Annotated in this window: 23 protein-coding genes; 8 read left to right on the forward strand and 15 right to left on the reverse strand. The window is 68.4% G+C overall.

Annotated features, from left to right (window positions below; genetic code table 11):
- Positions 1-6 precede the first annotated feature (6 nt).
- From xrtQ to ACSQ2F_RS18950, 6 genes are read left to right on the forward strand one after another with little or no spacing between them, the layout of a single operon-like run.
- Positions 7-864: an exosortase Q gene (gene xrtQ, locus ACSQ2F_RS18925; RefSeq protein WP_436025649.1), complete on the forward strand. Its 858-nt coding sequence runs from the start codon at positions 7-9 to the stop codon at positions 862-864.
- A complete protein-coding gene (locus tag ACSQ2F_RS18930) occupies positions 861-1,394 on the forward strand; it encodes a hypothetical protein (protein ID WP_436025651.1) in 534 nt (177 codons plus the stop codon). The genes xrtQ and ACSQ2F_RS18930 overlap by 4 nt, the downstream gene beginning before the upstream one ends.
- Entirely contained in the window at positions 1,394-2,719 is a 1,326-nt protein-coding gene (locus ACSQ2F_RS18935) for a biosynthetic peptidoglycan transglycosylase (protein ID WP_436025653.1), read from the forward strand. Before ACSQ2F_RS18930 ends, ACSQ2F_RS18935 begins: the two co-directional genes overlap by 1 nt.
- Positions 2,716-3,324 carry a LemA family protein gene (locus ACSQ2F_RS18940; protein WP_436025655.1) on the forward strand — a complete coding sequence of 203 codons (609 nt, stop codon included), beginning with the start codon at positions 2,716-2,718 and terminating at the stop codon, positions 3,322-3,324. Before ACSQ2F_RS18935 ends, ACSQ2F_RS18940 begins: the two co-directional genes overlap by 4 nt.
- 8 nt (positions 3,325-3,332) lie before the next feature.
- Complete coding sequence (locus tag ACSQ2F_RS18945; protein ID WP_436025657.1) at positions 3,333-4,211, forward strand: TPM domain-containing protein; 879 nt, start codon at positions 3,333-3,335, stop codon at positions 4,209-4,211.
- Positions 4,211-4,729, forward strand: a complete 519-nt coding sequence (locus tag ACSQ2F_RS18950; RefSeq protein ID WP_436025659.1) for a TPM domain-containing protein — start codon at positions 4,211-4,213, stop codon at positions 4,727-4,729. The genes ACSQ2F_RS18945 and ACSQ2F_RS18950 overlap by 1 nt, the downstream gene beginning before the upstream one ends.
- A 344-nt stretch (positions 4,730-5,073) precedes the next feature.
- Here ACSQ2F_RS18950 and ACSQ2F_RS18955 read toward each other — a convergent pair whose 3' ends face one another.
- The 13 genes from ACSQ2F_RS18955 to ACSQ2F_RS19015 form a co-directional block, all read right to left on the reverse strand.
- Positions 5,074-5,853, reverse strand: a complete 780-nt coding sequence (locus ACSQ2F_RS18955; protein WP_436025661.1) for an SDR family oxidoreductase — start codon at positions 5,851-5,853, stop codon at positions 5,074-5,076.
- Positions 5,854-5,998: 145 nt separating this feature from the next.
- Complete coding sequence (locus ACSQ2F_RS18960; protein WP_056660957.1) at positions 5,999-6,412, reverse strand: F0F1 ATP synthase subunit epsilon; 414 nt, start codon at positions 6,410-6,412, stop codon at positions 5,999-6,001.
- An 82-nt stretch (positions 6,413-6,494) separates the two neighbouring features.
- Positions 6,495-7,895: a F0F1 ATP synthase subunit beta gene (atpD, locus tag ACSQ2F_RS18965; protein WP_436025663.1), complete on the reverse strand. Its 1,401-nt coding sequence runs from the start codon at positions 7,893-7,895 to the stop codon at positions 6,495-6,497.
- Positions 7,896-7,951: 56 nt separating this feature from the next.
- Entirely contained in the window at positions 7,952-8,842 is an 891-nt protein-coding gene (gene atpG / locus ACSQ2F_RS18970; protein WP_436025665.1) for a F0F1 ATP synthase subunit gamma, read from the reverse strand.
- Positions 8,843-8,883: 41 nt separating this feature from the next.
- Positions 8,884-10,437 carry a F0F1 ATP synthase subunit alpha gene (gene atpA / locus ACSQ2F_RS18975; protein ID WP_436025667.1) on the reverse strand — a complete coding sequence of 518 codons (1,554 nt, stop codon included), beginning with the start codon at positions 10,435-10,437 and terminating at the stop codon, positions 8,884-8,886.
- Between the two features lie 61 nt (positions 10,438-10,498).
- A complete protein-coding gene (locus tag ACSQ2F_RS18980; protein ID WP_436025669.1) occupies positions 10,499-11,032 on the reverse strand; it encodes a F0F1 ATP synthase subunit delta in 534 nt (177 codons plus the stop codon).
- Between the two features lie 3 nt (positions 11,033-11,035).
- The gene (locus tag ACSQ2F_RS18985; RefSeq protein ID WP_056660942.1) at positions 11,036-11,506 is read right to left on the reverse strand and encodes a F0F1 ATP synthase subunit B; all 471 of its coding nucleotides are present in this window, start codon (positions 11,504-11,506) and stop codon (positions 11,036-11,038) included.
- A gap of 37 nt (positions 11,507-11,543) precedes the next feature.
- Positions 11,544-11,801, reverse strand: coding sequence for a F0F1 ATP synthase subunit C (gene atpE / locus ACSQ2F_RS18990; RefSeq protein ID WP_436025672.1), 258 nt, complete (start codon positions 11,799-11,801; stop codon positions 11,544-11,546).
- Positions 11,802-11,861: 60 nt separating this feature from the next.
- Entirely contained in the window at positions 11,862-12,761 is a 900-nt protein-coding gene (gene atpB / locus ACSQ2F_RS18995) for a F0F1 ATP synthase subunit A (RefSeq protein ID WP_436025674.1), read from the reverse strand.
- Between the two features lie 6 nt (positions 12,762-12,767).
- Entirely contained in the window at positions 12,768-13,268 is a 501-nt protein-coding gene (locus ACSQ2F_RS19000) for an ATP synthase subunit I (protein ID WP_436025676.1), read from the reverse strand.
- 89 nt (positions 13,269-13,357) lie between these two features.
- Positions 13,358-14,266, reverse strand: coding sequence for an SMP-30/gluconolactonase/LRE family protein (locus ACSQ2F_RS19005; RefSeq protein ID WP_436025678.1), 909 nt, complete (start codon positions 14,264-14,266; stop codon positions 13,358-13,360).
- Positions 14,263-15,123, reverse strand: coding sequence for an aldose 1-epimerase (locus tag ACSQ2F_RS19010; RefSeq protein WP_436025680.1), 861 nt, complete (start codon positions 15,121-15,123; stop codon positions 14,263-14,265). The genes ACSQ2F_RS19005 and ACSQ2F_RS19010 overlap by 4 nt, the downstream gene beginning before the upstream one ends.
- 45 nt (positions 15,124-15,168) lie before the next feature.
- The gene (locus tag ACSQ2F_RS19015) at positions 15,169-15,660 is read right to left on the reverse strand and encodes a GNAT family N-acetyltransferase (RefSeq protein ID WP_436025682.1); all 492 of its coding nucleotides are present in this window, start codon (positions 15,658-15,660) and stop codon (positions 15,169-15,171) included.
- A 192-nt stretch (positions 15,661-15,852) separates the two neighbouring features.
- On the opposite strand from ACSQ2F_RS19015, the gene ACSQ2F_RS19020 reads away from it, so the two are divergent.
- Together ACSQ2F_RS19020 and ACSQ2F_RS19025 are read left to right on the forward strand one after the other, a co-directional pair.
- Positions 15,853-18,474 (forward strand): SLBB domain-containing protein, encoded by a 2,622-nt coding sequence (locus ACSQ2F_RS19020; RefSeq protein ID WP_436025687.1) that lies wholly within the window; start codon positions 15,853-15,855, stop codon positions 18,472-18,474.
- An 8-nt stretch (positions 18,475-18,482) separates the two neighbouring features.
- Positions 18,483-19,718: a GumC family protein gene (locus tag ACSQ2F_RS19025; protein WP_436025689.1), complete on the forward strand. Its 1,236-nt coding sequence runs from the start codon at positions 18,483-18,485 to the stop codon at positions 19,716-19,718.
- A 6-nt stretch (positions 19,719-19,724) separates the two neighbouring features.
- Here the strand turns inward: ACSQ2F_RS19025 and ACSQ2F_RS19030 are convergent, their stop codons facing one another.
- The gene (locus tag ACSQ2F_RS19030; RefSeq protein ID WP_436025691.1) at positions 19,725-20,561 is read right to left on the reverse strand and encodes a PhzF family phenazine biosynthesis protein; all 837 of its coding nucleotides are present in this window, start codon (positions 20,559-20,561) and stop codon (positions 19,725-19,727) included.
- Positions 20,558-21,724 (reverse strand): PLP-dependent aminotransferase family protein, encoded by a 1,167-nt coding sequence (locus tag ACSQ2F_RS19035; RefSeq protein ID WP_436025693.1) that lies wholly within the window; start codon positions 21,722-21,724, stop codon positions 20,558-20,560. The genes ACSQ2F_RS19030 and ACSQ2F_RS19035 overlap by 4 nt, the downstream gene beginning before the upstream one ends.
- Positions 21,725-21,805: the final 81 nt, after the last annotated feature.

Raw genomic sequence — 21,805 nt, forward strand, 5'->3', positions numbered from 1 at the left:
GCCGCCATGCTGATGGACACAACACCGCCCTGCGGGGTCAGCGCGCCGGTGGCCACCAGCGTGGCGGGCCGCTGGCTGGGCCGTTTCGATCGGCTGCCGCCCGTCGCCTGGGTCGGCATGCTGGCAGCGGCCCTGTGGCCTCACTGGCAGTGGGCCGCCGCGCGCCTTGGCGACGGCTCGGACGATCCGCTCGGCGTGGTGGCCCTGGCCGCGCTCCTGGCCCTGGTGGCAAGGGAGTCGCCCCGCATGCAGGCGCGGGGTGAACCGTGCTGGCTGGCGGCTGCCGCAGTCGCCACCGTGGCCGCCACGGCGTCGACGTGGTGGCTGCCACCCCTCGCAGGCGCGGTGCTGGCGGCACTGGCCGTGGCGCTCGGCGCACGTGCATTCCTTCCGCCCGGCCATGCGGTGCTGCCGTTGGCCGGACTCGCCGTCCTGGCACTGCCGGTGCTGTCCTCGCTGCAGTTCTATGCCGGCCATCCCTTGCGGGTGGTGACGGCCGAGTTGTCGACTCACCTGCTGCGGCTGGGCGGGCTCGTCGTCGAGCGCTCGGGCACGGCCATGTGGGTCGAAGGCCGGCTGGTCATCGTCGACGCGCCCTGCTCCGGCGTGCAGATGGTGTGGATGGCGTACTTCGCGGCCTTTTGCGTCGCCGCCTGGCACCGCCTGCCGGACCGCGCGGTGCTGGGCCGCCTGCCGGCCCTCGGTGGGTGCGTGCTGGCGGGCAACGTGGTCCGCAACGGCGTGCTGGTCGGCCTCGAAAGCCACGGCCTTGCCGCCTCGGAGGCACTGCACCAGGGCATCGGCCTGATGGTGCTCGCCGGCGTGTGCGCGGCGGTGGTGGCCGTGATGCGGAGGCCGTCATGAGGCTGCCCTGGATCACGCCCCGCATCGGGCATGTGGCCTTCGCGCTGGTGATCGCCGCGTGTGCGGTCTTGCCGCTTGCCCGTGCCCCGGGGGCGACTGCCGCTGCGCCGGCTGCTGCACCCGAATTGCCACGAACCTGGGACGGACGCGCACTGCGGCCGCTGGCGTTGAGCCCGGTCGAGCACCGCTTCGCCGCACGCTTCCCCGGCCACATCGCCCGACTGACCGACGGCGACAGCGTGCTGGTGCTGCGCACGGTGAGCCAGCCGACGCGCATGCTGCACCCGGCGGCCGATTGCTACCGCGGCCTCGGCTACGCCATCCGCGAGGCGCGACTGGAGCGGGATGCCGAGCATCGCCTCTGGCGCTGTTTCACGGCCGAGCGCGCCGGCAGCACCATCCGCGTCTGCGAGCGCATCACCGACGCGGCCGGGCAGGCCTACACCGACACCTCCAGCTGGTACTGGGCGGCAGCGTTCGGCCGTTCACCGGGACCGTGGCAGGCGGTGACGACGGCGAGACCCCTGTGATGGCCGCTGGCTGGCGGCGCGCCATGCGCTGGAGCGCCACGCTGCTGATGGCCGCAGCCACCACCGCGGTGCTGTTGGTGGCCATGGTGTGCTGGCAACTGCGGCCAGCGACGGACGAGTGGCGGCTGACCGTGCCGCTCGGGCCCGGGTCCCTGGCGGTGAGCGGCCCCGCCGCCTGGCGGGTGGCAAGCCATCCGTTCATGCTGGCACTCGTGTCGGGGCGAATCTGGCGCACGCCGGTCGGGCCCGTTCGGGTGGACCGAGCGGTCCATCCGGCCGAGGGCTGGGTGGCCGTTTGCGAGCCCTGCACCCTGCGCCGCCGCGAGTGGGGCGGCCAGGCGCTGCCGCTTGGCCGCGTCGTGGTGACGCTGGCGCATGGCGACGCCGGTCGCGCCGCCGGAACCGTGGTGCTTGGCCGTGCCGGACAGGCGGTGCGCGGCGAGTGGCGTTGGGAGACCCGCGCCGACGGCGTGGCGCTGCAGGCCGAATGGCGCGGGATCTCGATTGCCGACGCGTACGCGGTGGTCGAGTCGTCCGTTCCCGAGCTGGCACACGCCCGCATCGCCGGGGAGTTCGACCTTTCCGCTCGCCTGTCTCTTCCCTCCGGCAGCCTGATGCTGGCGGCCCGCGTGACCGGCTTTCAGGTCTCCGGGCTGGGCACCCGCGCCTTGCTGGGCGCCAGCACCGCCTGCGGGACGACACCCGGGCAAGGCCTGGGCCGCTGGCTGCCGCGCGCGGTGATCGCCGCCGAGGACCAGCGCTTCCTCGCGCACACCGGCTTCGATCTGACCGAGCTGTCGGCGGCGTGGTCGCTCAACCAGGATCGTGGCGGCGTGGTGCGCGGTGCCAGCACGCTGTCGCAACAGCTGGCGAAGCTGCTCTACACGGGCAACGACCGCACCCCGGCCCGCAAGCTGCGGGAGCTGCTGTACGCGGTGGAGCTCGACCGGGAGCTGGGCAAGGCGCGCGTGCTGGCGCTCTACCTCTCGATCGCGCCCTGGGGCGACGGCCGCTGCGGCGCGGAAGCGGCCGCACGGCACCTGTTCGGCAAACCGGCGAGCCGCCTCACGCCCGTCGAGGCCGCCTGGCTCGCCAGCCTGCTGCGTGCGCCCGACAGCGCGTTGACGCGCTTGCGCCACGGCGACGCGGTCGACGCCGCGCGCCTCTCATGGATCCTCGAACAGATGCGGCCTTTGCCGAAGCAGGCTGCTCGCGCTGCGGCGCTGACCTGGCAGCCTCCATCCCGGGCCCTTGAAACCGGGCGACACACCCCGACTTCTGAGCGCGGTAGCATGCACGACCCAGCTTGGAGGACCTTCCCATGATTCGCAGGCAGTGGCTCATCGCCCTCGCATTGAGTTCCGTCGCCGCCCTGAGCGGCTGCGGCTACAACGATTTCCAGCGTCTCGACGAACAGGTGAAGTCATCCTGGGCCGAGGTGCTGAACCAGTACCAGCGCCGCTCGGACCTGATCCCGAACATCGTCGCCACCGTCAAGGGCGAGGCCTCGTTCGAGCAGGAGACGCTCACCCGGGTGATCGAGGCACGCGCCAAGGCCACCAGCGTCCAGGCCACGCCGGAGCTGGTCAACAACCCCGAGGCCTTCGACAAGTTCCAGAAGGCGCAGGGCGAGCTCAGCGGTGCGCTGAGCCGCCTGATGGTCGTCAGCGAGCGCTATCCGGACCTGAAGGCCAACAAGGGCTTCCAGGACCTGCGTGTGCAACTCGAAGGCACGGAGAACCGGATCACCGTCGCGCGCAACCGCTACATCAAGTCGGTCGCCGACTACAACACCCTGGCCCGGAGCTTTCCGACCAACCTGACGGCCATGGCTTTCAGCTATGAGATCAAGCCGAGCTTCACGGTGCAGAACGAGGCGCAGATCTCCGTGCCGCCCTCGGTGAGCTTCGAGAAGCCGGCGTCGAACTGAGCACCGCCTTGAACGCGCTGCGCCTCTGGGTCCTGGCTCTGCTGCTGGCCGCGGCCCTGCCGTCGTGGGCCCAGGAGCTCGTGCCCGTGCCTGCGCTGACGGGTCGGGTGATGGACCAGACGTCCACGCTGACACCGGTCCAGCGCAGCGCGTTGGAGGACAAGCTCGCCGGCATTGAGCGGCAGCGCGGCACGCAGATCGTCGTGCTGATGCTGCCGAGCACGATGCCCGAGGACATTGCCGACTACACGCAGCGCCTGGGCGACGCGTGGAAGCTCGGCCGCCGTGAGGTCGGTGACGGCCTGCTGATCGTCGTGGCCAAGGACGACCGCCGCATGCGCATTGCGCCGGCCAAGGCGCTCGAAGGCGCCGTTCCCGACCTGGCGGCCAGCCGCATCATCGAGGAGCGCATGGCGCCCGCGTTTCGGCAGGGCGACTACGCCGGCGGCCTGAACGCCGCCATCGACCGCATCGCCGAGCGGATCGGCAGCGAGGGCCTGCCCGAGCCATCGACGCGCCGGGCGCCTTCGTCCGCCGAGGGCTTCGATTGGGAAGACGGCCTGCTGTTCCTGCTCGTGGGCGTGCCCCTCGTCGGCGGCGTCGCAGTCAGTGTCTTCGGACGCAAGCTCGGCTCGCTGGCCACCGGCGGCGCAGTGGGCGCGATCGGCTGGTGGCTGACGGCCAGCACGCTGGTGGGCATCGGTGCCGGCGTGATGGCGCTCTTCCTGGTTGGCGTGATGGGCCTTGGCGGCCGAAGCGGTCGCGGGGGCATGCCGATCATCTGGGGCGGCGGCGGTGGCCACGGCGGCGGAGGCGGTGGATTCGGCGGCTTCGGGTCGGGCGGCGGTGGTGATTTCGGAGGCGGTGGCGCCTCGGGAGGCTGGTGATGCAGGGAACCCCCAACCGGTTCGTCAACGCCTTGCGCCACCTCTGGTTCGACGTGGACGACTCACGCCGCCTCATCGGCTCCAATGGCCTGCAACGGCTTCAGCAGCGCATCGTCGACAGCGAACGCCTGCACAGCGGCGAGATCCGCATCTGTGTGGAAGGTGGCTTGCCCATGTCCTACCTGCGGCGCGGAGCGAGCGCTCGCGAGCGCGCGGTGATGCTCTTCGGCAAGCTGCGTGTCTGGGACACCGAGCACAACAACGGCGTGCTGATCTACCTGCTGGTGGCCGAACACCGCATCGAGATCGTGGCCGACCGCGGCCTCAGCGCGCGGGTGCCGGCGTCGCACTGGGCCGGGGTCACCACGCGCATGGCCGAGGCCTTCCGCGCCGGCCGCTTCACCGAGGGCCTGGAGACGGCCGTCGATGCGGTGCACGCGGAGCTTGTGCAGCACTTCGGTGTGCCCGAGCACGCGGTGAACGCCAACGAACTGCCGGACGTCGTGGTGCTGCTCTAGGGACGCCGCCCAAGCCGGGCTTGATGCGCGCTGGCTGCCTGCGCAATGGGCGCTGCGTAGCTGCACCTGGCGTGAGATCTGCGGGTACGGCGGAGGCGATCCGACAGCGCTCGGGAGCACGGCACAGCAGGGCACGGCATGGCTCTGACCTGAACGAGAGACGGCCCTGCCCAGCCCGCGAGCTGCCCGATCAGGGCTCGGGCATCACACTGCGTGGCCGAGAGCGCTTGCCCGATGGCCGCCGGCCGGATGCCGCGGATGCGCTCGCTCGGCCATTGACCCACCACGCTCGGCAGCCGAAGCCCCGCGGTGTGGCAGCCGGCCGCGCGCCTCCCCCACCTGGTTCAGAAGTGCGCCAGGTAGCCACCGTCGACGGCAAGCACCTGTCCCGTGACATACGAGGCCGCGGATGAAGCCAGGAACACCACGGCGCCAGCCACTTCCTCCGGACGTCCCCACCGCCCGAGGGAGGTTCGGCGCTGCAGCCACTCGCCCACCTGCGGGTCGGCCACCATCGCCGCATTGGGCTCAGTGGCGAAGTAGCCCGGGGCCACCGCGTTGACCGTGATGCCGTCGGGGCCGAGTTCGGCGGCCAGCGCACGGGTCAGCGCCGCCAGGCCGCCCTTGGCGGTGGTGTAGACGACGTCGCCGGCCCGCGCGATGTCGCCTGCGATGGACGTGATGTTGATGATGCGCCCCTGCTGTGCGGCGCGCATGTGGCGGGCCGCGATCTGGCACAGGTGGAACGGTGCGAGCAGGTCCACTTCGAGCAGCGAGCGAACGGCCGGCAGGTCGAACCCGTCCAGTGCGCCCCGGTGGCGCTGCCCCACGTTGTTGACGAGGATGTCCCAGCGTCCGTGCTCGGCCACGAGCTTCGCCACGGCGTCTTCGGCCGCGACGGGGTCCGTGACGTCGAAAACCGCCGCACAGGCGTGGCCGCCGCCTGCCCGCACGGCCTCGACGGCCGCCGCGGTCCGGGCGGGGTCGCGGCCGTTGATCCACACCGTGGCGCCTGCCTGGGCGAGGGCTTGTGCCATGGCGAGGCCGAGCCCGCTGTTGGCCCCCGTGACGAGGGCGGTACGTCCCCGCAGGTCGAAAGGATGGGCGGATGCGACGGGGGTCATGCGGCAGGTGCTCCCACAAACCAGTGGCGCGGGAACGCCGCCGAGGCGCCGACGACGCGCCGTCGGTCCCACCGGCAATGCCGCGCCTCAAAGGACAAAAGCCCGCCGAGGCGGACCTGGCGGGCTTGTGCGACGCGCGAGACGTTCACTTCTTGCGGAACTTGCGCAGCGCGGCGATCTGGGCGGCCATCGCGACGAACTCGCTCTGGGCAGCCGCGAAGTCGATGTCGCTCTTCGCGTTCTTCATCGCTTCTTCGGCGAGGCGCTTGGCTTCGGCGGCCTTGGCTTCGTCGAGGTCCTTGCCGCGGATGGCGGTGTCGGCCAGCACGGTGACGGTGCCCGGCTGCACTTCCAGGATGCCCCCGGCGACGAACACGAATTCCTCCGTGCCATCGGTGCGTTCGATGCGAACGGCGCCCGGCTTGATGCGGGTGATCAGCGGCGTGTGGCGGGGCAGGATGCCCAGCTCGCCGTTCTCGCCCGGCAATGCGACGAACTTGGCTTCGCCGGAGAAGATGCTCTCTTCGGCCGAGACCACGTCTACGTGCAGGGTTGCCATGGGATGTTTTCCTTAAAGGTGGGAATCGGGTTCAGGCGGAACGCCGGGCGCAGGCCGCAAGGCAGGCGCCCGGTCAGGCCGATCACTGAATCTTCTTCGCCTTCTCGAAGGCTTCGTCGATCGTGCCGACCATGTAGAAGGCCTGCTCCGGGAGGCTGTCGCACTCGCCGGCCACGATCATCTTGAAGCCGCGGATGGTTTCCTTCAGGGGCACGTACTTGCCCGGGGAACCGGTGAACACCTCGGCCACGTGGAACGGCTGGCTCAGGAAACGCTGGATCTTCCGGGCGCGCGCCACGGCCAGCTTGTCTTCCGGCGACAGTTCGTCCATGCCCAGAATGGCGATGATGTCGCGCAGTTCCTTGTAGCGCTGCAGCGTGCCCTGCACCGCACGGGCGGTGTTGTAGTGCTCTTCGCCGACGACGTTCGGGTCCAGCTGACGCGAGGTCGAGTCGAGCGGATCCACGGCGGGGTAGATGCCCAGCGAGGCGATGTCACGCGACAGCACCACGGTGGAGTCCAGGTGGGCGAAGGTCGTGGCAGGCGACGGGTCGGTCAGGTCGTCCGCGGGAACGTACACGGCCTGGATGGACGTGATCGAGCCCACCTTGGTGGACGTGATCCGCTCCTGCAGGCGGCCCATTTCCTCGGCCAGCGTCGGCTGGTAGCCCACGGCGGAAGGCATCCGGCCCAGCAGCGCGGACACTTCGGTACCGGCCAGCGTGTAGCGGTAGATGTTGTCCACGAAGAACAGCACGTCCTTGCCTTCGTCACGGAACGACTCGGCAATGGTCAGGCCCGTCAGCGCCACGCGCAGGCGGTTGCCCGGGGGCTCGTTCATCTGGCCGTAGACCATCGCGACCTTCGAGTCCTCGAGCTTCTCGAGGTTCACGACGCCGGAGTCGGCCATCTCGTGATAGAAGTCGTTGCCCTCACGGGTACGCTCACCCACACCTGCGAACACCGACAGACCGCTGTGGGCCTTGGCGATGTTGTTGATGAGTTCCATCATGTTCACGGTCTTGCCGACGCCGGCGCCACCGAACAGACCCACCTTGCCGCCCTTGGCGAACGGGCAGACCAGGTCGATCACCTTGATGCCGGTTTCCAGCAGGTCGGTCGACGGGCTGAGCTCGTCGAAGGCCGGCGGCAGGCGGTGGATGGAGGCCGTCAGTTCGTTGCTGACCGGACCACGCTCGTCGATGGGCGTACCCAGCACGTCCATGATGCGGCCGAGGGTGGCACGGCCGACGGGCACCGAGATCGCCTTGCCGGTGTTCTGCACGGTCAGGCCGCGGCGCAGACCGTCGGACGAACCCAGGGCGATGGTACGCACCACGCCGTCGCCCAGCTGCTGCTGCACCTCGAGCGTCAGGGCCGTGCCCTCCAGCTTCAGTGCGTCGTACACCTTGGGCATGGCGTTGCGGGGGAACTCGACGTCCACCACCGCGCCGATGCACTGAACAATTTTGCCGTCAGCCATGTTCGTATCCTTAAATAATCAGATTCTTGAATCGTCGACCAGGGGAGTCGCGGCCGTCAGACGGCTGCAGCACCCGCCACGATCTCGGACAGTTCTTTGGTGATCGCGGCCTGCCGGGCCTTGTTGTAGACGAGCTTCAACTCGGCGATCACGTTGCCCGCGTTGTCGGTCGCGGCCTTCATCGCCACCATGCGTGCCGAGTGCTCGGATGCCATGTTCTCGGCAACCGCCTGGTAGACCAGGGCCTCGGTGTAGCGCATCAGCAGTTCGTCGATCACCGTCACGGCATCGGGCTCGTAGATGTAGTCCCAGCCATGCGAACCGGCACCGACGGCCGCTTCGGGCTGGTCGCCCTTGAGGCTGTCGGCTGCCAGCGGCAGCAGCTGCATCACGACCGGCTCCTGCTTCATCGTGTTGATGAAGCGGGTGTAGGTCAGGTACACCGCCGACAGCTTGCCTTCGGCATACGCGTCGAGCAGCACCTTCACCGGACCGATGAGCTTGTCCAGGTGCGGCTTGTCACCGAGCTGCGTGACATGCGAGACCACCGTCGCGCCGATGCGGTTCAAAAAACCGTAGCCCTTGTTGCCGATGGCAACGGCTTCGATCTTCTGGCCCTGGCCTTCGAGCTCGCGCAGCTTGGCCGTGAGGGCCCGCAACACGTTGGTGTTCAAGCCGCCGCACAGGCCCTTGTCGGTCGTGACGGCGATGACGCCGGCCACCTTGGCCGAGTCGTTCGCCACCATGAACGGGTGCTTGTACTCGGGCGTGGCCAACGACAGGTTGGCCGCCAAGCTGCGGATCTTCTCGGCATACGGGCGGGCCGAGCGCATGCGCTCCTGCGCCTTGCGCATCTTGGAGACGGACACCATCTCCATGGCCTTGGTGATCTTCTTCGTGTTCTCGAAGCTCTTGATCTTGCCGCGGATTTCCTTGCCTGCTGCCATGTCGGAGTTCCTTCGTTAAAGCGTCTTCGTGCCGTCAGCGATCAGGCGAAGGACTTCTTGAAGGCCGCCACGGCGTTCGACAGTTCGGCTTCCGCGTCCTTGTCCATCGCCTTGGCATCCTCGATCTTCTTCAGCAGACCGGCGTGGCTCGACTTGAGGTGCGAGTGCAGGCCGGCTTCGAAGGCGAGGACCTTCTTGACGTCGACGTCGTCCATGAAGCCCTTGTTCACCGCGAACAGCGTCGCACCCATGAGGCTGATGGGCAGCGGCGAGTACTGGGCCTGCTTGAGCAGTTCGGTGACGCGGGCGCCACGGTCGAGCTGCTTGCGGGTGGCTTCGTCCAGGTCGGAGGCGAACTGCGCGAAGGCGGCCAGTTCACGGTACTGCGCCAGGTCGGTACGGATACCACCGGACAGGCCCTTGATGATCTTCGTCTGTGCTGCACCACCGACGCGCGACACCGAGATACCGGCGTTGATGGCGGGACGGATGCCGGCGTTGAAGAGCGAGGTCTCGAGGAAGATCTGGCCGTCGGTGATCGAGATCACGTTGGTCGGCACGAACGCCGACACGTCACCGGCTTGCGTCTCGATGATGGGCAGGGCGGTCAGCGAACCGGTCTTGCCCTTGACTTCACCCTTGGTGAAGGCTTCGACGTAGTCGGCGTTCACGCGGGCTGCGCGCTCGAGCAGACGGCTGTGGAGGTAGAACACGTCGCCGGGGTAGGCTTCGCGGCCCGGCGGGCGGCGCAGCAGCAGCGAGACCTGACGGTAGGCCACGGCCTGCTTGGACAGGTCGTCGTACACGATCAGGGCGTCTTCGCCACGGTCGCGGAAGTACTCGCCCATCGTGCAGCCCGAGTAGGCCGACACGTACTGCATGGCAGCCGATTCGGCGGCCGATGCGGCCACGACGATGGTGTATTCCAGGGCGCCGTTGGCTTCCAGGGCGCGCACCACGTTCTTGATCGACGAAGCCTTCTGGCCGATCGCAACGTAGATGCAGGTCATGTTCTGACCCTTCTGGTTGATGATCGCGTCGATGGCGACGGCGGTCTTGCCGGTCTGGCGGTCACCGATGATCAGCTCGCGCTGGCCACGGCCGACGGGCACCATGGAGTCGATGGACTTCAGGCCGGTCTGCATCGGCTGGTCGACCGATTTACGGGCGATCACGCCAGGGGCGATCTTCTCGATCGGGGCGGTCAGCTTGGCGTTGATCGGGCCCTTGCCGTCGATCGGCTGGCCGAGTGCGTTCACCACGCGGCCCTTGAGTTCCGGACCGATCGGCACTTCGAGAATGCGGCCGGTGCACTTGACCGTGTCGCCTTCGGAGATGTGCTCGTACTCGCCCAGAATCACGGCGCCGACGGAGTCGCGCTCGAGGTTCAGGGCCAGACCGAAGGTCGGCGCACCAGCCGCAGTGGCCGGGAATTCCAGCATTTCGCCCTGCATCACGTCCGACAGGCCGTGGATGCGGACGATGCCGTCGGTGACCGACACCACGGTGCCCTGGTTGCGGATGTCCGCCGAAGCGGTGAGCCCTTCGATGCGGCTCTTGATCAGTTCGGAAATTTCTGCGGGATTCAGTTGCATTGCTTCTCTCCGGTCTGCTTCGGGCAAGGCCTTGGCAGGTTGGACGGGCAGCGGGGACGGCTTACGCCGTCAGCGCCACCTTCATTTGTTCAAGACGGGCCTTGACCGAGGTGTCCAGCACTTCGTCACCGACCACCACGCGAATGCCACCGATCAGCTCGGGCTGCACCACCACCGTGGCGTTGAGCTTGCGCCCGAATCGCTTTTCCAGCGTCGCCTTCACGTCGCCGAGTTGAGCCGGCTCGATGGGGTAGGCGCTGTAGACGACAGCATCCGAGACGCCGGTGCGCTCGTTCACGAGCGCCTGGAACTGCGCGGCCACATCGGGCAGCACGGCCAGGCGATCGTTCTCGAGCACGACCTGCAGCAGGTTTTTCGCGGCCGGCGACAGCGGCGTCTTGATCACCGAAGCGATGACCTCGAGCACCTGCTGGGCCGACACCTTGGGATTGGCGGCGAACTGACGCAGTTGACCGTCGGCCGACACGTCAGCCAGGGACTGGATTTCGCCAGCCAGGGCCGGCGCGCTGGCCGCGTCGGATGCCTTGAACAGCGCCTCGGCGTACGGGCGCGCGATGGTTGCAAGCTCGGCCATGGTTTACAGCTCAGCCTTGAGGCGATTCAGGATGTCGGCGTGAACGCCGGCGTTGACTTCGCGCTTCAGGATCTGTTCCGCACCCTTGACTGCCAGCACGGCCACCTGGTCGCGCAGGCTTTCGCGCGCGCGGGTGGCTTCCTGCTCGGCCTCGGCCTTCGCCGAGGCGATGATCTTGGCGCCTTCCTCGCTTGCGCGAGTCTTGGCTTCCTCGATCATCGACTGGGCCAGGCGCTCGGCATCGGCCAGGCGCTTGTTGGCATCGTCACGGGCGGCCGACAGCTGCTCGCCGACACGCTGCTGCGTGGCGACGAGTTCCGTCTTGGCCTTGTCAGCGGCAGACAGACCTTCGGCAATTTTCGCGGCGCGCTCGTCCAGCGCCTTCGTGAGCGGCGGCCAGATGTAGCGCATCGTGAACCACACAAGGATCGCGAAGACGATCGCTTGGAGGAACAGGGTTGCGTTGATGTTCATTGCACGATCCTTTCAACCGTGAAAGGGCTGCGACGAATTACCGGAGGAAAGCGGCGAACGGGTTGGCGAAGGCGAACAGCAGCGCGATGGCGACGCCGATCAGGAACGCGGCGTCGATCAGGCCGGCCAGAATGAACATCTTGGTCTGCAGTTCGTTCATCAGTTCCGGTTGGCGAGCCGACGACTCGAGGAACTTGCCGCCCATCAGTGCGATGCCGATCGAAGCGCCGATCGCGCCCAGGCCGACGATCAGACCGCAAGCCAGTGCCAGAAGACCGATGTAGCTGTTATCCATGATTGCTCCTAAGGATGGAATGAAAAACGGGAAAAGAGAAGAACGAGAGAGAGGGTCAGATCAGTGCGCGTCGTGCGCCTGGCCTGCGTAGATCAGCGTCAGCATCATGAAGATGAAGGCTTGCAGCGTGATCACGAGAATGTGGAACAGGGTCCAGACGGTCCCGGCCACCACATGCCCCACGCCCAGCCAGAAGCCACCGGACACGGGATTGAACTGCCATGCCCACACGCCGCCCATGAGGGCGATCAGCATGAACACGAGTTCGCCGGCGAACATGTTGCCGAACAGTCGCATGCCGTGGGACACGGTCTTCGCGACGTACTCGATCATTTGCATGAGGAAGTTCACCGGGTAGAGGAACCACTTGTCGCCGAAAGGCGCGGCGACCAGCTCGTGGGCCCAGCCACCAACGCCCTTGATCTTGACGTTGTAGACGAGGCAGACGAACAGCACGCTGGTCGAGAGGCCGAGCGTGGTCGACAGGTCGGCCGTGGGCACGACACGCAGGTAATCCTTGAAGCCGAGCGCCGGACCGGCGACGTGCCATGCAGCCGGGAGCAAGTCCACCGGCAGCATGTCCATGAAGTTCATGAGGAAGATCCACACGGCCACGGTGAGCGCGAGCGGCGACACGAGCTTGCGGCTCTGTGCGTTGTGGATCACGCCCTTGGCCTGGTTCTCGACCATCTCGGCCAGGATCTCGACGGCAGCCTGGAAGCGGCCCGGCACGCCGGAGGTGGCGCGACGCGCGGCCATCCACATGATCCAGCAACCCAGCACCCCGAGCACGACGGAGAACACGAGGGAGTCGAGGTTGAAGACGCTGAAATCAACGATCTGCGTCTGTTTCACGCTCTCGAAAGAGAAGGTCTTCTGCAGGTGTTGCAGGTGGTGCTGGATGTACTCGGTGGGCGAGGGGCCCGCGTGAGCTTGAGCAGCGTTTGCTTCGGCAGCCATGTCGAATCAGACTCTCTTTGTTATCGTGGTCACAACCGACCGGCGCCGCACGAGCAGCACCAGCCAACCCATCTTCATGCACACGACCATCGTGACCAGCAGGGCCGGCCAGCTCAGATCGGGCGCCAACATGGCCACGCCCACCAACATGGACGCCGCCACGGCGATCTTCGTCAATTCCCAGAACATGAACCCTGCAGCCGCGGCCGCCGGGTTGGCTGTTCCTCGTCGGATTCCGTAAGCCAGCAAGGCGCCGGGAACCACGACCACCGCCGCGCCGTAAAAGGCCGACCACACCGCGCTGGCGCGTTGTGTGAAGCCCCACGTCACCAGCGCGCAAACCAGACCCAGCGCGGCTTGCGCCGCAAGGATTCGCCAGGGCGAAATCGGAGGGATCCTGCTTCTCAGCGCCGCGGCCTCCTCGGAGGTCAGCGGCTTGAAAGCCGGTTCTTGCGCCGCATCTGTGTCGTACGCGCTATCAGCGCCATGATCGAGAGGTCCGTTCATGGCCCACGTACGTCCGGTTGCAGCAAAGCCTCGGAATTATACGTGGAAACCCACCCTCTTCCGCGAACCCCAAGTCGAGGTGTCTGCTTTCAACCAAAAACCGAAGTGGGCAGGCCCGGCACATCGACTCTCAGCGACAGCACGCCGCCCGCCCACGGCTGGGACGCCAGTTCAGCATCAGGGCGCTTCTCGCGCGAGGTGGTGAGGTACAGCGTGCGCAGGTCGGGGCCGCCGAAGCACGGCATGGTGGGACACTGCACCGGAAGGGGCAGCTCGCGCAGGACTTCGCCGGTGGGCGACAGCTTCAACACGCGTGCGCCCTCGAACATGGCGACCCAGTAGCAGCCCTCCAGGTCGACCGCGGCCCCGTCGGGCCGGCCACCGTAGCGAGACAGGCCCTGCCCCGCATCCTTCTTGGGGAACTGCGCGAAGACACGGCGGTTGGAGAGTGTGCCCCGCGTCGGCTCGAAGTCGGCCGCATAGATGGCATGAGCCGTCGTATCGCTGTGGTACAGCGTGCGGCCGTCGGGGCTGAAGGCCAGGCCGTTGGCCACGGTGAGGCCGCCCACCATCTCGGTGAGTTCGTGTTGCGCGTCGAAGCGATACAGCGCGGCCACAGGCTCGCGCGCGTCGCTCAGCGTGCCCACCCAGAAGCGCCCTTGTGGATCGCACTTGCCGTCGTTGAACCGGAAGGCGCCGAGGTCGTAGGGGGGCGGCACCAGCAATTCATGTCGACCGGCCGACGGCTCGAAGCGCCACAGCCCGTTGCGCTGCGCGAGCAACAGCGCGCCGTCGGCCATGGGCGCGACGCTGGCCACGTGGGTGCCGAACTGCCACTGGCGAAGCTCGCCGGTGGCCGGGTCGAAGCGACGCAGCTGGTGCGCTGCGATGTCGCAGTAATACAGGCATTGCTCGCCGGCATGCCAGGCCGGGGACTCGCCGAGCACCGCGGTCGGCGGCACGGCGAGTTGCCAGTCGGATGCGGCGCCCTGGCTCACAGCGCCTTCACCGCCAGGTTCATCGAACCCGTGAAGGTGGCGCCGGGCTCCACCGTGCGCAGGCCGTGCGCGGCGGGATCGGCCATCTGGATCGCATTGCTGACGTGGCTCACCGGTTCGACGCAGTAGTAGTCCTTGTCCTGCGGTGTGTAGACCACGAGGTAGGGCAGGTCGGACGTCAGCTGCAGCGAGAACTGTTCATCGTCAATGCGGGCCGCACCGGTCCAGCCCTCGAAGCAGTTGTCCACGTCGAGCGCCGCGACGTCCGCATGCAGACCCGTGTCGGCCACGCGGTGCGTCGGCAGCTCGGAGGCGTCGGACACCCACCGACCCGTGAGGTCGATCTCCAGGCGGCTGCGCGTGCGCTTGGGAAAGTACGGATGCCAGCCCAGGCCGGCCGGCTGCGCGCGGGCATCGGTGTTCCTGAAGGCGAAGCTCACCTCCAGGGCCTGCGGGGTGAGCTTGAAGTGCTGCTCGACCTCGAAGGCGAACGGCCAGTGTGCGTCGGGGGTGTGGACGTAGCGCAGGACGGCCTCCGTCGCGTTGGTCGACACCACGTCCCAGGCGCGCAACCAGGCCACACCGTGCACCGAATGCGGGCTGTCGCCGAAGTTGGGCACGGTCGTGTACGACTGCCCCATCCATTCGAAGCGCCTGTGCCCCAGACGATTGGAGTACGGCACCAGCGGATAGCTGGCTGAAGCGCGGGGCAGCGCCAGATCGGCCGGCTCGGTCGAACGCAGCACCGGCGTGCCGTCGTGCCACAGCCCGGCGATGGAGCCGCCGAGGTCGGCGCGCAATGCCAGGCGAAGGGAGCCGGCGCGCAGTTCGACGCTGTGGGAAAGGGGATCGGTCATGGAGACAGTCTCGTCAGGAGGGTGGGACGGTGGGCGCGGGACCGGTCAGTCCAGGTCGGCCTTCAGGTAGTGCGCGCCCGGGATGGGGTTGTAGTAATAGGGAGGAATGTCGTGGAAGCCCAGGGTGCTGTACAGACCCCGGGCCGCCTCCATGTCGTCGAGGGTGTCGAGCAGCATGGTCGAGTAGCCGGCCCGCCGTGCATCATCGAGCAAGGCCTGCGCCATCACGCGCCCGAGCCCGAACCGGCGGAAGGCGGGTCGCACGTACAGCCGCTTCATCTCGCAGGCATTGGGGTAGTCGGCGTCGGGCCGCGGCGCGAAGGCGCCGCAGCCGGCGATCTCGCCGTCCACGAGCGCCAGCAGCAACTGGCCTTCGGGCTGGGCATAGCGCCCGGGCAGCGTGGCCAGCTCCTCATCGAACTGCTGGAAGCACAGGTCCACGTCGAGACTGTCGGCGTACTCGCGAAAGATGGCGCGCACGCGGTCCAGCCATTCGGGCTGGTCGGCGGGGATCAGGCGGATGTCGGGTGAATCCATTCCGGGGCTTCGGTGCAGGGCCGCGCCAGTTTATTCGCAACCCGCCGCCCGGCCGTCAAAGCCGGAGGCCCGCACCGGCTTGCGGGGCGCCGGACGCGGTTCCGCTAACATTCGCGGCTGCTTTCCTCCGGCGCCCGGCGCGCCGGCCCGATGCGGCGCGCTCGCGCGCCGGTCTCCATGAGCTCGTTCCGCATGCCCCTGCTGTCTCTCCGCTCCCTGTTTCGCACCGGCGCGCTGGCCGCCACCCTGTGTCTGGGCTCGGCAGCCGCCCTTGGCGCCGGCGAATCCACGCCCGGGATGTTCGCCAACCCGGACTACTCGTCGTCGACCGACATCCGCAACAGCGGCTCCAACCAGCGCGGCGACGGCTTCGGTGGGACTGGCGGAGGATTCAGCTCGCCCACGACCATTCGCAACGACAACCCGCTGCGCGGCGACCCGAGCTTCGCCAATCAGGACCGCACCGGCGTGACCCGGCCCGGCGTCCGGGCCGACCTGCCCCCGCCGAAGCCGAGCGAATTCCAGAAGTTCGTCGAGGCCGCCACCGGCCGCCGGTTGCAGAACTTCGGCAACCGCTTCTTCACCGACGCGGCCGACAGCTTCTCGCCCGTCGACAACGTGCCGGTGTCGGCCGACTACATGGTCGGCCCGGGCGACCAGATCCTGATCCGCGCCTGGGGCAGCATCGACGTCGACTACCGCGCCACGGTGGACCGCAGCGGGCAGATCAGCCTGCCCAAGGTCGGCACCTTCACGGTGGCCGGCACGCGGGCCTCGAACCTCGAAAGTCACCTGCGCGGCCAGATCGGCCGCCTGTTCACCAACTTCAACCTGAACGTGACGCTCGGCCAGCTCCGTGGCGTCAAGGTGTTCGTCGTGGGACCGGCGCGCGTGCCGGGCGTCTACACCCTGGCCAGCCAGTCCACCCTGCTGTCGGCGGTGGTGGCCGCGGGCGGGCCGAGTCCCAACGGCTCGATGCGCAAGGTGGGCCTGCGCCGCGACGGCAAGATCGTCGCGGAGCTCGACATCTACGACTTCCTGGTGCAGGGCGACAAGTCGCGCGACGTGCAGCTGACTGCGGGCGACGTCGTCGTCTTCCAGCCGGCCGGTCCGCGCGTCGCGCTCACCGGCGCCATCGACTCCCCGGCCATCTATGAACTGAAGGATGCCCAGGAGCCGGTCTCCGAGGTGCTTCGCTATTCCGGCGACACGGGCGTGCTGGTGAACCCGAACCGGGTGCAGATCGAGCGCATCGACCCGCAACGCGCGGGTGCGGCTCGTTTCGTGGAAGAGTTCAAGCTGGACGCCGACGGCCTCAAGAAGCCGCTCAAGGACGGCGACGTCGTCACCCTGCTCGCCATCTCGCCCGCCTTCGCCAATGCCGTGACCCTCAAGGGCGCGGTGGCCCAGCCGCTGCGCTATCCGCACCGCGAAGGCATGCGGATCCGTGACCTGATCCCGGACCGGGAAGCCCTGATCTCGCCCGACTTCTACCGCCGCAAGAACCTGCTCGTGCAGGTCACCGAGGAAGAGGAAGACGAGCAACAGCTGCAACGCGAGTCCCGCCGCTACACGGGCACCGACCTGCCCCGCAATGGCGAGCGCATGGACACCCGCAGCACCGACGACCTGAACGACAGCGAGCTGTTGCGTGAGCGTGCCCGCCAGCGTGACGGGCGCAGCCGCCCGCCGGCCCGTGGCGCGGAGGCCGGCGCCCTGGCCGGCGCGGACGCCGAGCGGCTCCCGCGCGAGCGCGACCGCGACCGCCTGGATCCTCGTGACGAAGACCGCAACCGCTCCAGCGTGTCGACGCGGCGTCGCCCGGCTGCTCCGCTCTTCGATGAGCTGAATTGGGACTACGCCGTCATCGAACGACTGAACAAGGCGGACCTGACCACCCAGGTGATCCCCTTCAACCTCGGCAAGGCCGTGCTGCAAGGCGACGAGGCGAACAACCTCGCCCTGCTGCCGGGCGACGTCGTGACGGTGTTCAGCCAGAAGGACGTGCGCGTGCCGGTGTCGCGCCAGACGCGCATGGTGTCCGTGCTCGGCGAAGTCGGTGCTCCCGGCACCTACCAGCTGCTGCCCGGCGAGACGCTGCCCCAGCTGATCGCGCGTGCCGGCGGCCTCACGTCGCAGGCCTACATCTACGGCCTCGAGTTCAGCCGCGAGGAAACCCGCCAGCGCCAGCGCGAGAACCTGGCCTCGGCCATCGAGCGGCTGGAGGCGCTGTCGTCCATCCAGGCGGCGCGCGACGCCGCCAACCGCGCCAACGAGACGGCGGCCGCGGGCGCGGCCATCAGCTCGGCGGCCACCCAGGCCCAGATCGGTCGACTGAGCCGCATGGAGCCGAACGGCCGCATCGCGCTCGAGCTCACGCCCGACGTGGATTCGCTGTCCGACCTCCCTGAGGTGCCGCTGGAACACCAGGACCAGATCGTCGTGCCCACCCGCCCCGCGTTCGTCACCGTGGCCGGTGCCGTGGTGAACAACAACGCGTTCCTGTGGAAGCCGGGCAAGACCGTGGGCGAGTACATCGGCTCGGCCGGTCTCGACGACGCCGCGGAACCCTCGAACATGTTCATCCTGCGGGCGGACGGCACGGTGCTGCACGCAAGCGAGTCGCGCGGCTTCTTCGGCGGCAGCAACCTCGATTCGGTGGCCCTCAATCCGGGTGACGCGCTGGTCGTTCCGAACAAGCTCGACTACGAGACCTGGGGCCGCGCGCTGGTGCGCAACCTGAAGGACTGGTCGCAGATCTTCTCGCAGTTCGGCCTGGGCGCCGCGGCGATCATCACGCTGCGCAACAACTGAGGCCGGACATGAACACTTCCGTTCAACTGCAGGACCCGGCCCTCGACGAGCTGGATGACGGCCCGAGCGTGAGCCTGGTCGATCTGCTCACGTGGGTCGGCGAGAGCAAGCGCTTCATCGGCGGCATCGCGCTGGCGACCGGTGTGGTGGCCGCCGGCATCTCCCTGCTGCTGCCCAACGTCTACACGGCGCGGACCACGATGGTGCCGCCCAACTCGCAGCAGCAATCGGGCTCGGCGGCGGCCCTGGCCGCACTCGGCAACCTCGGCGGACTCGCCGGTGGCCTGGGCGCCAAGACGCCGGACGAGCTCTACGTGAACCTGCTGCGCAGCGACACGGTCCTGCGGGCGCTGGACACGCAGTTCAAGCTGAAGGACCGCTACGAGGCCAAGACCTACGAGGAATTGAAGAGCAAGGTGGCGAAGTACATCCGCCAGTCGGCCGAGAAGAAGTCCGGCATCATCACCGTCGAGGTGGACGACGAGGACCCCCAGTTCGCCGCGGATCTGGCCAATGCACATTCGGTGGAGATCACCCGGCTGCTCAGTCGCCTGGCCATGTCGGAGGCACAGCAGCGGCGCGTCTTCTTCGAAAGCCAGTTGAAGGACACGAAGGAGAACCTCATCAAGGCCGAGCAGGCCTTGCGCCAGGTCCAGGAAAAGTCCGGCATGGTGGTGCTCGACAAGCAGGCCGAAGCGATCATCGAGGCGGTGGCGCAGCTCAAGACGCGCATTGCGGAACGCGAGATCCGGCTGAAGGTGCTGCGCACCGCCACGACAGCCGAGAACCCGGACGTTCGCATGCTGATGTCCGAGCTCGCAGCGCTCCGGGCGGAGCTGGCCCGAATGGAGTCTTCGACCGTGGCCCAGGGTCAGGGCGGCGAAGGCGGCATCGACATCCCGATCGGCCGGTTGCCGTCGGCGGCCGTGGACTACGTCCGGGCCATGCGCGAGGTGAAGTTCCAGGAAACGATGCTCACCAGCATGCTCAAGCAGTTCGAGGTGGCCCGGCTGGATGAAGCGAAGGACGCGCCGGCGCTCCAGCAGGTCGACGTGGCCCTGCCGCCGGACCGCAAGTCCAAGCCCAAGCGCGCCGTGATTGCTGTCGGGGCGACGTTGTTCGCGTTCTTCCTGGCCTCGATCTGGACCATCTGGCGTCGCTACTCCGCCCTGGCCCGCGCAAACGATCCCGAGCGGGCCCAGGCGCTCGACGGCCTGCGCCGCGCATGGCGCCTGCGGGGCTGAGGCAACTCAGAGGGTGAGTTCACCCTGGATGCAGGCGACCGACGGGCCGCCCACCCAGACGGTGTCCCCCTCCCGCTCGATGACGATGCGCCCGGCCCGGCCCAGTCGGGCGCCCTGGGTGGCGCGGTAGGCGTCCGGCGCCACGCCCCGTTGCATCAGCCACTGGGCCACGCTGGCATTCAGGCTCCCGGTGACGGGGTCCTCGCCCACGCCGATCGAGGGCGCGAAGGCGCGCAACTCGAAGTCCGCCGGTCCGCCGGCCTCATGGGCGCCCACCAGGCCGACCTCGGCCAGCGGCTCCAGCCGTGAGAGGTCGGGCTCGACGGCCAGCACGGATGCCGCGCTGTCGAGCTGCAGCACCAGCCAGCGGGCGCCGTTGTCCAGCCAGCTGGCCGCGATCACTTGCGCCGGCGCGAGACCGAGCGCCGCCTGGACGGCTTCCATCAGTGACGCATCGACCGGCTCGACCCGAACGGGCGGCGCCGCGAAAGCGGCCTCCTCACCGCGTTGGCGAATGCGCACCAACCCCACGCCGCATTCCTGCACCGCCATGCCGTCCGTCGCTGGGACGCCGCCCGCCAGTCGCCAGGCGTGACAGCTGCCGAGCGTCGGATGGCCGGCGAAGCGCATCTCACCCTTGGGGGTGAAGATACGCACCCGGTAGTCCGCGCCGGGCTCGGTGGGCTTGAGCAGGAACGTGGTTTCCGACAGGTTGGTCCAGTGGGCAAAGGCCTGCATGGCGGCGTCGGAGAGGCCGTCGGCATCGTGCACGACGGCCAGCGCGTTGCCCTTCAGCGCAACGTCGGTGAACACGTCGACCTGGGTGAAGCGGTGGCAGCTCATGAGGCCTCCTTGAGGGTTTCGGCCAACATGCGCACGCCGAGCTCGATCTGTTCCGGGGTGGCGGTGACGAAGGACAGTCGCAGGCTGGATTCGCTGGCGCCCTCAGCGAAGAAGGCGGAGCCGGGCACGAAGGCCATGCCTCGCGCCACGGCCTTGGGCAGCAACGCGCTGGCGTCGCACCCTGCGGGAAGCTGCACCCAGAAGAACATGCCGCCCTGGGGCAGCTCCCAACGGCAGGTGTCGGGCAGGTGGCTGCGAAGGGCCTGCGCCATGGCGTCGCGCCGAGCGCGGTAGCGGGCCCGGATGGCGGGCACGTGCTCGGCCAGCAGGCCGGTCCTGAGCACCTCGAGCACCATGCGCTGATTGAAGCCGGGGGTGTGCAGGTCCGCGGCCTGCTTGGCCTGCAACAGCTTGGGCATCAGCTCGGGCGGCGCCACCAGGTAGCCCAGGCGCAGACCGGGGGCCAGCACCTTGGAGAAGGAGCCGAGGTAGGCCACGCCTTCGGGCCACAGCGCTGCGAGCGGCGGCGGCGGCGGCGCGTCGTACCAGAGGTCGCCGTAGGGATTGTCTTCGACGATGGGAAGGCCGAGCTGACTCGCCGCCGCCACCAGCCCCTGCCGCCGCGCCGCCCCGATCAAGCGGCCGCTCGGATTCTGGAAATTCGGCAACGCGTAGAGGAAGCGGGCGCCACGGGCGCGGGCAAGTCCCTCGGGCAGCGGGCCCTCGCTGTCGCAGGGAACCGTGACCCACTCCGGTTCGAACACGCCGAAGGCCTGCAGCGCCCCAAGGTAGGTGGGCGACTCGACGGCCACCGCACTGCCGGCGTCGATCAGCACCTTGCCCAGCAAGTCGAGGCCTTGCTGGGAGCCGGAGGTGATGAGCACCTGCGAGGCGTCCACCCGCATGCCGCTCTCGGCCAGGTGCGCGGCCACCCACTCGCGCAAGCCGGGGAGTCCCTCGCTGGCGGCGTACTGCAGCGCCTCGCGGGGCGTGTCGCGCAGCACGCGGGCGCTCGCGTCACGCATGGCCTCCACCGGAAAGGCCTCAGCGGCAGGCAGGCCGCCAGCCAGCGAGATGATGCCGGGGCGTTCGGTGACCTTCAGGATCTCGCGGATGCTGGAGGGGTTCATTCGGGCGGTTCGGCGCGCCATCTGCCAGGTCATGGGTGTCTCCTCGGGTAGGTCCCTGCAGTCTAAGCAGAAGACCAGCACAGCAACGCTACACTTGACCAACACGCCACATGC

The sequence above is a fragment of the Rhizobacter sp. LjRoot28 genome (genome assembly GCF_964253025.1).
In the GTDB taxonomy this organism is placed as follows: domain Bacteria; phylum Pseudomonadota; class Gammaproteobacteria; order Burkholderiales; family Burkholderiaceae_C; genus Rhizobacter.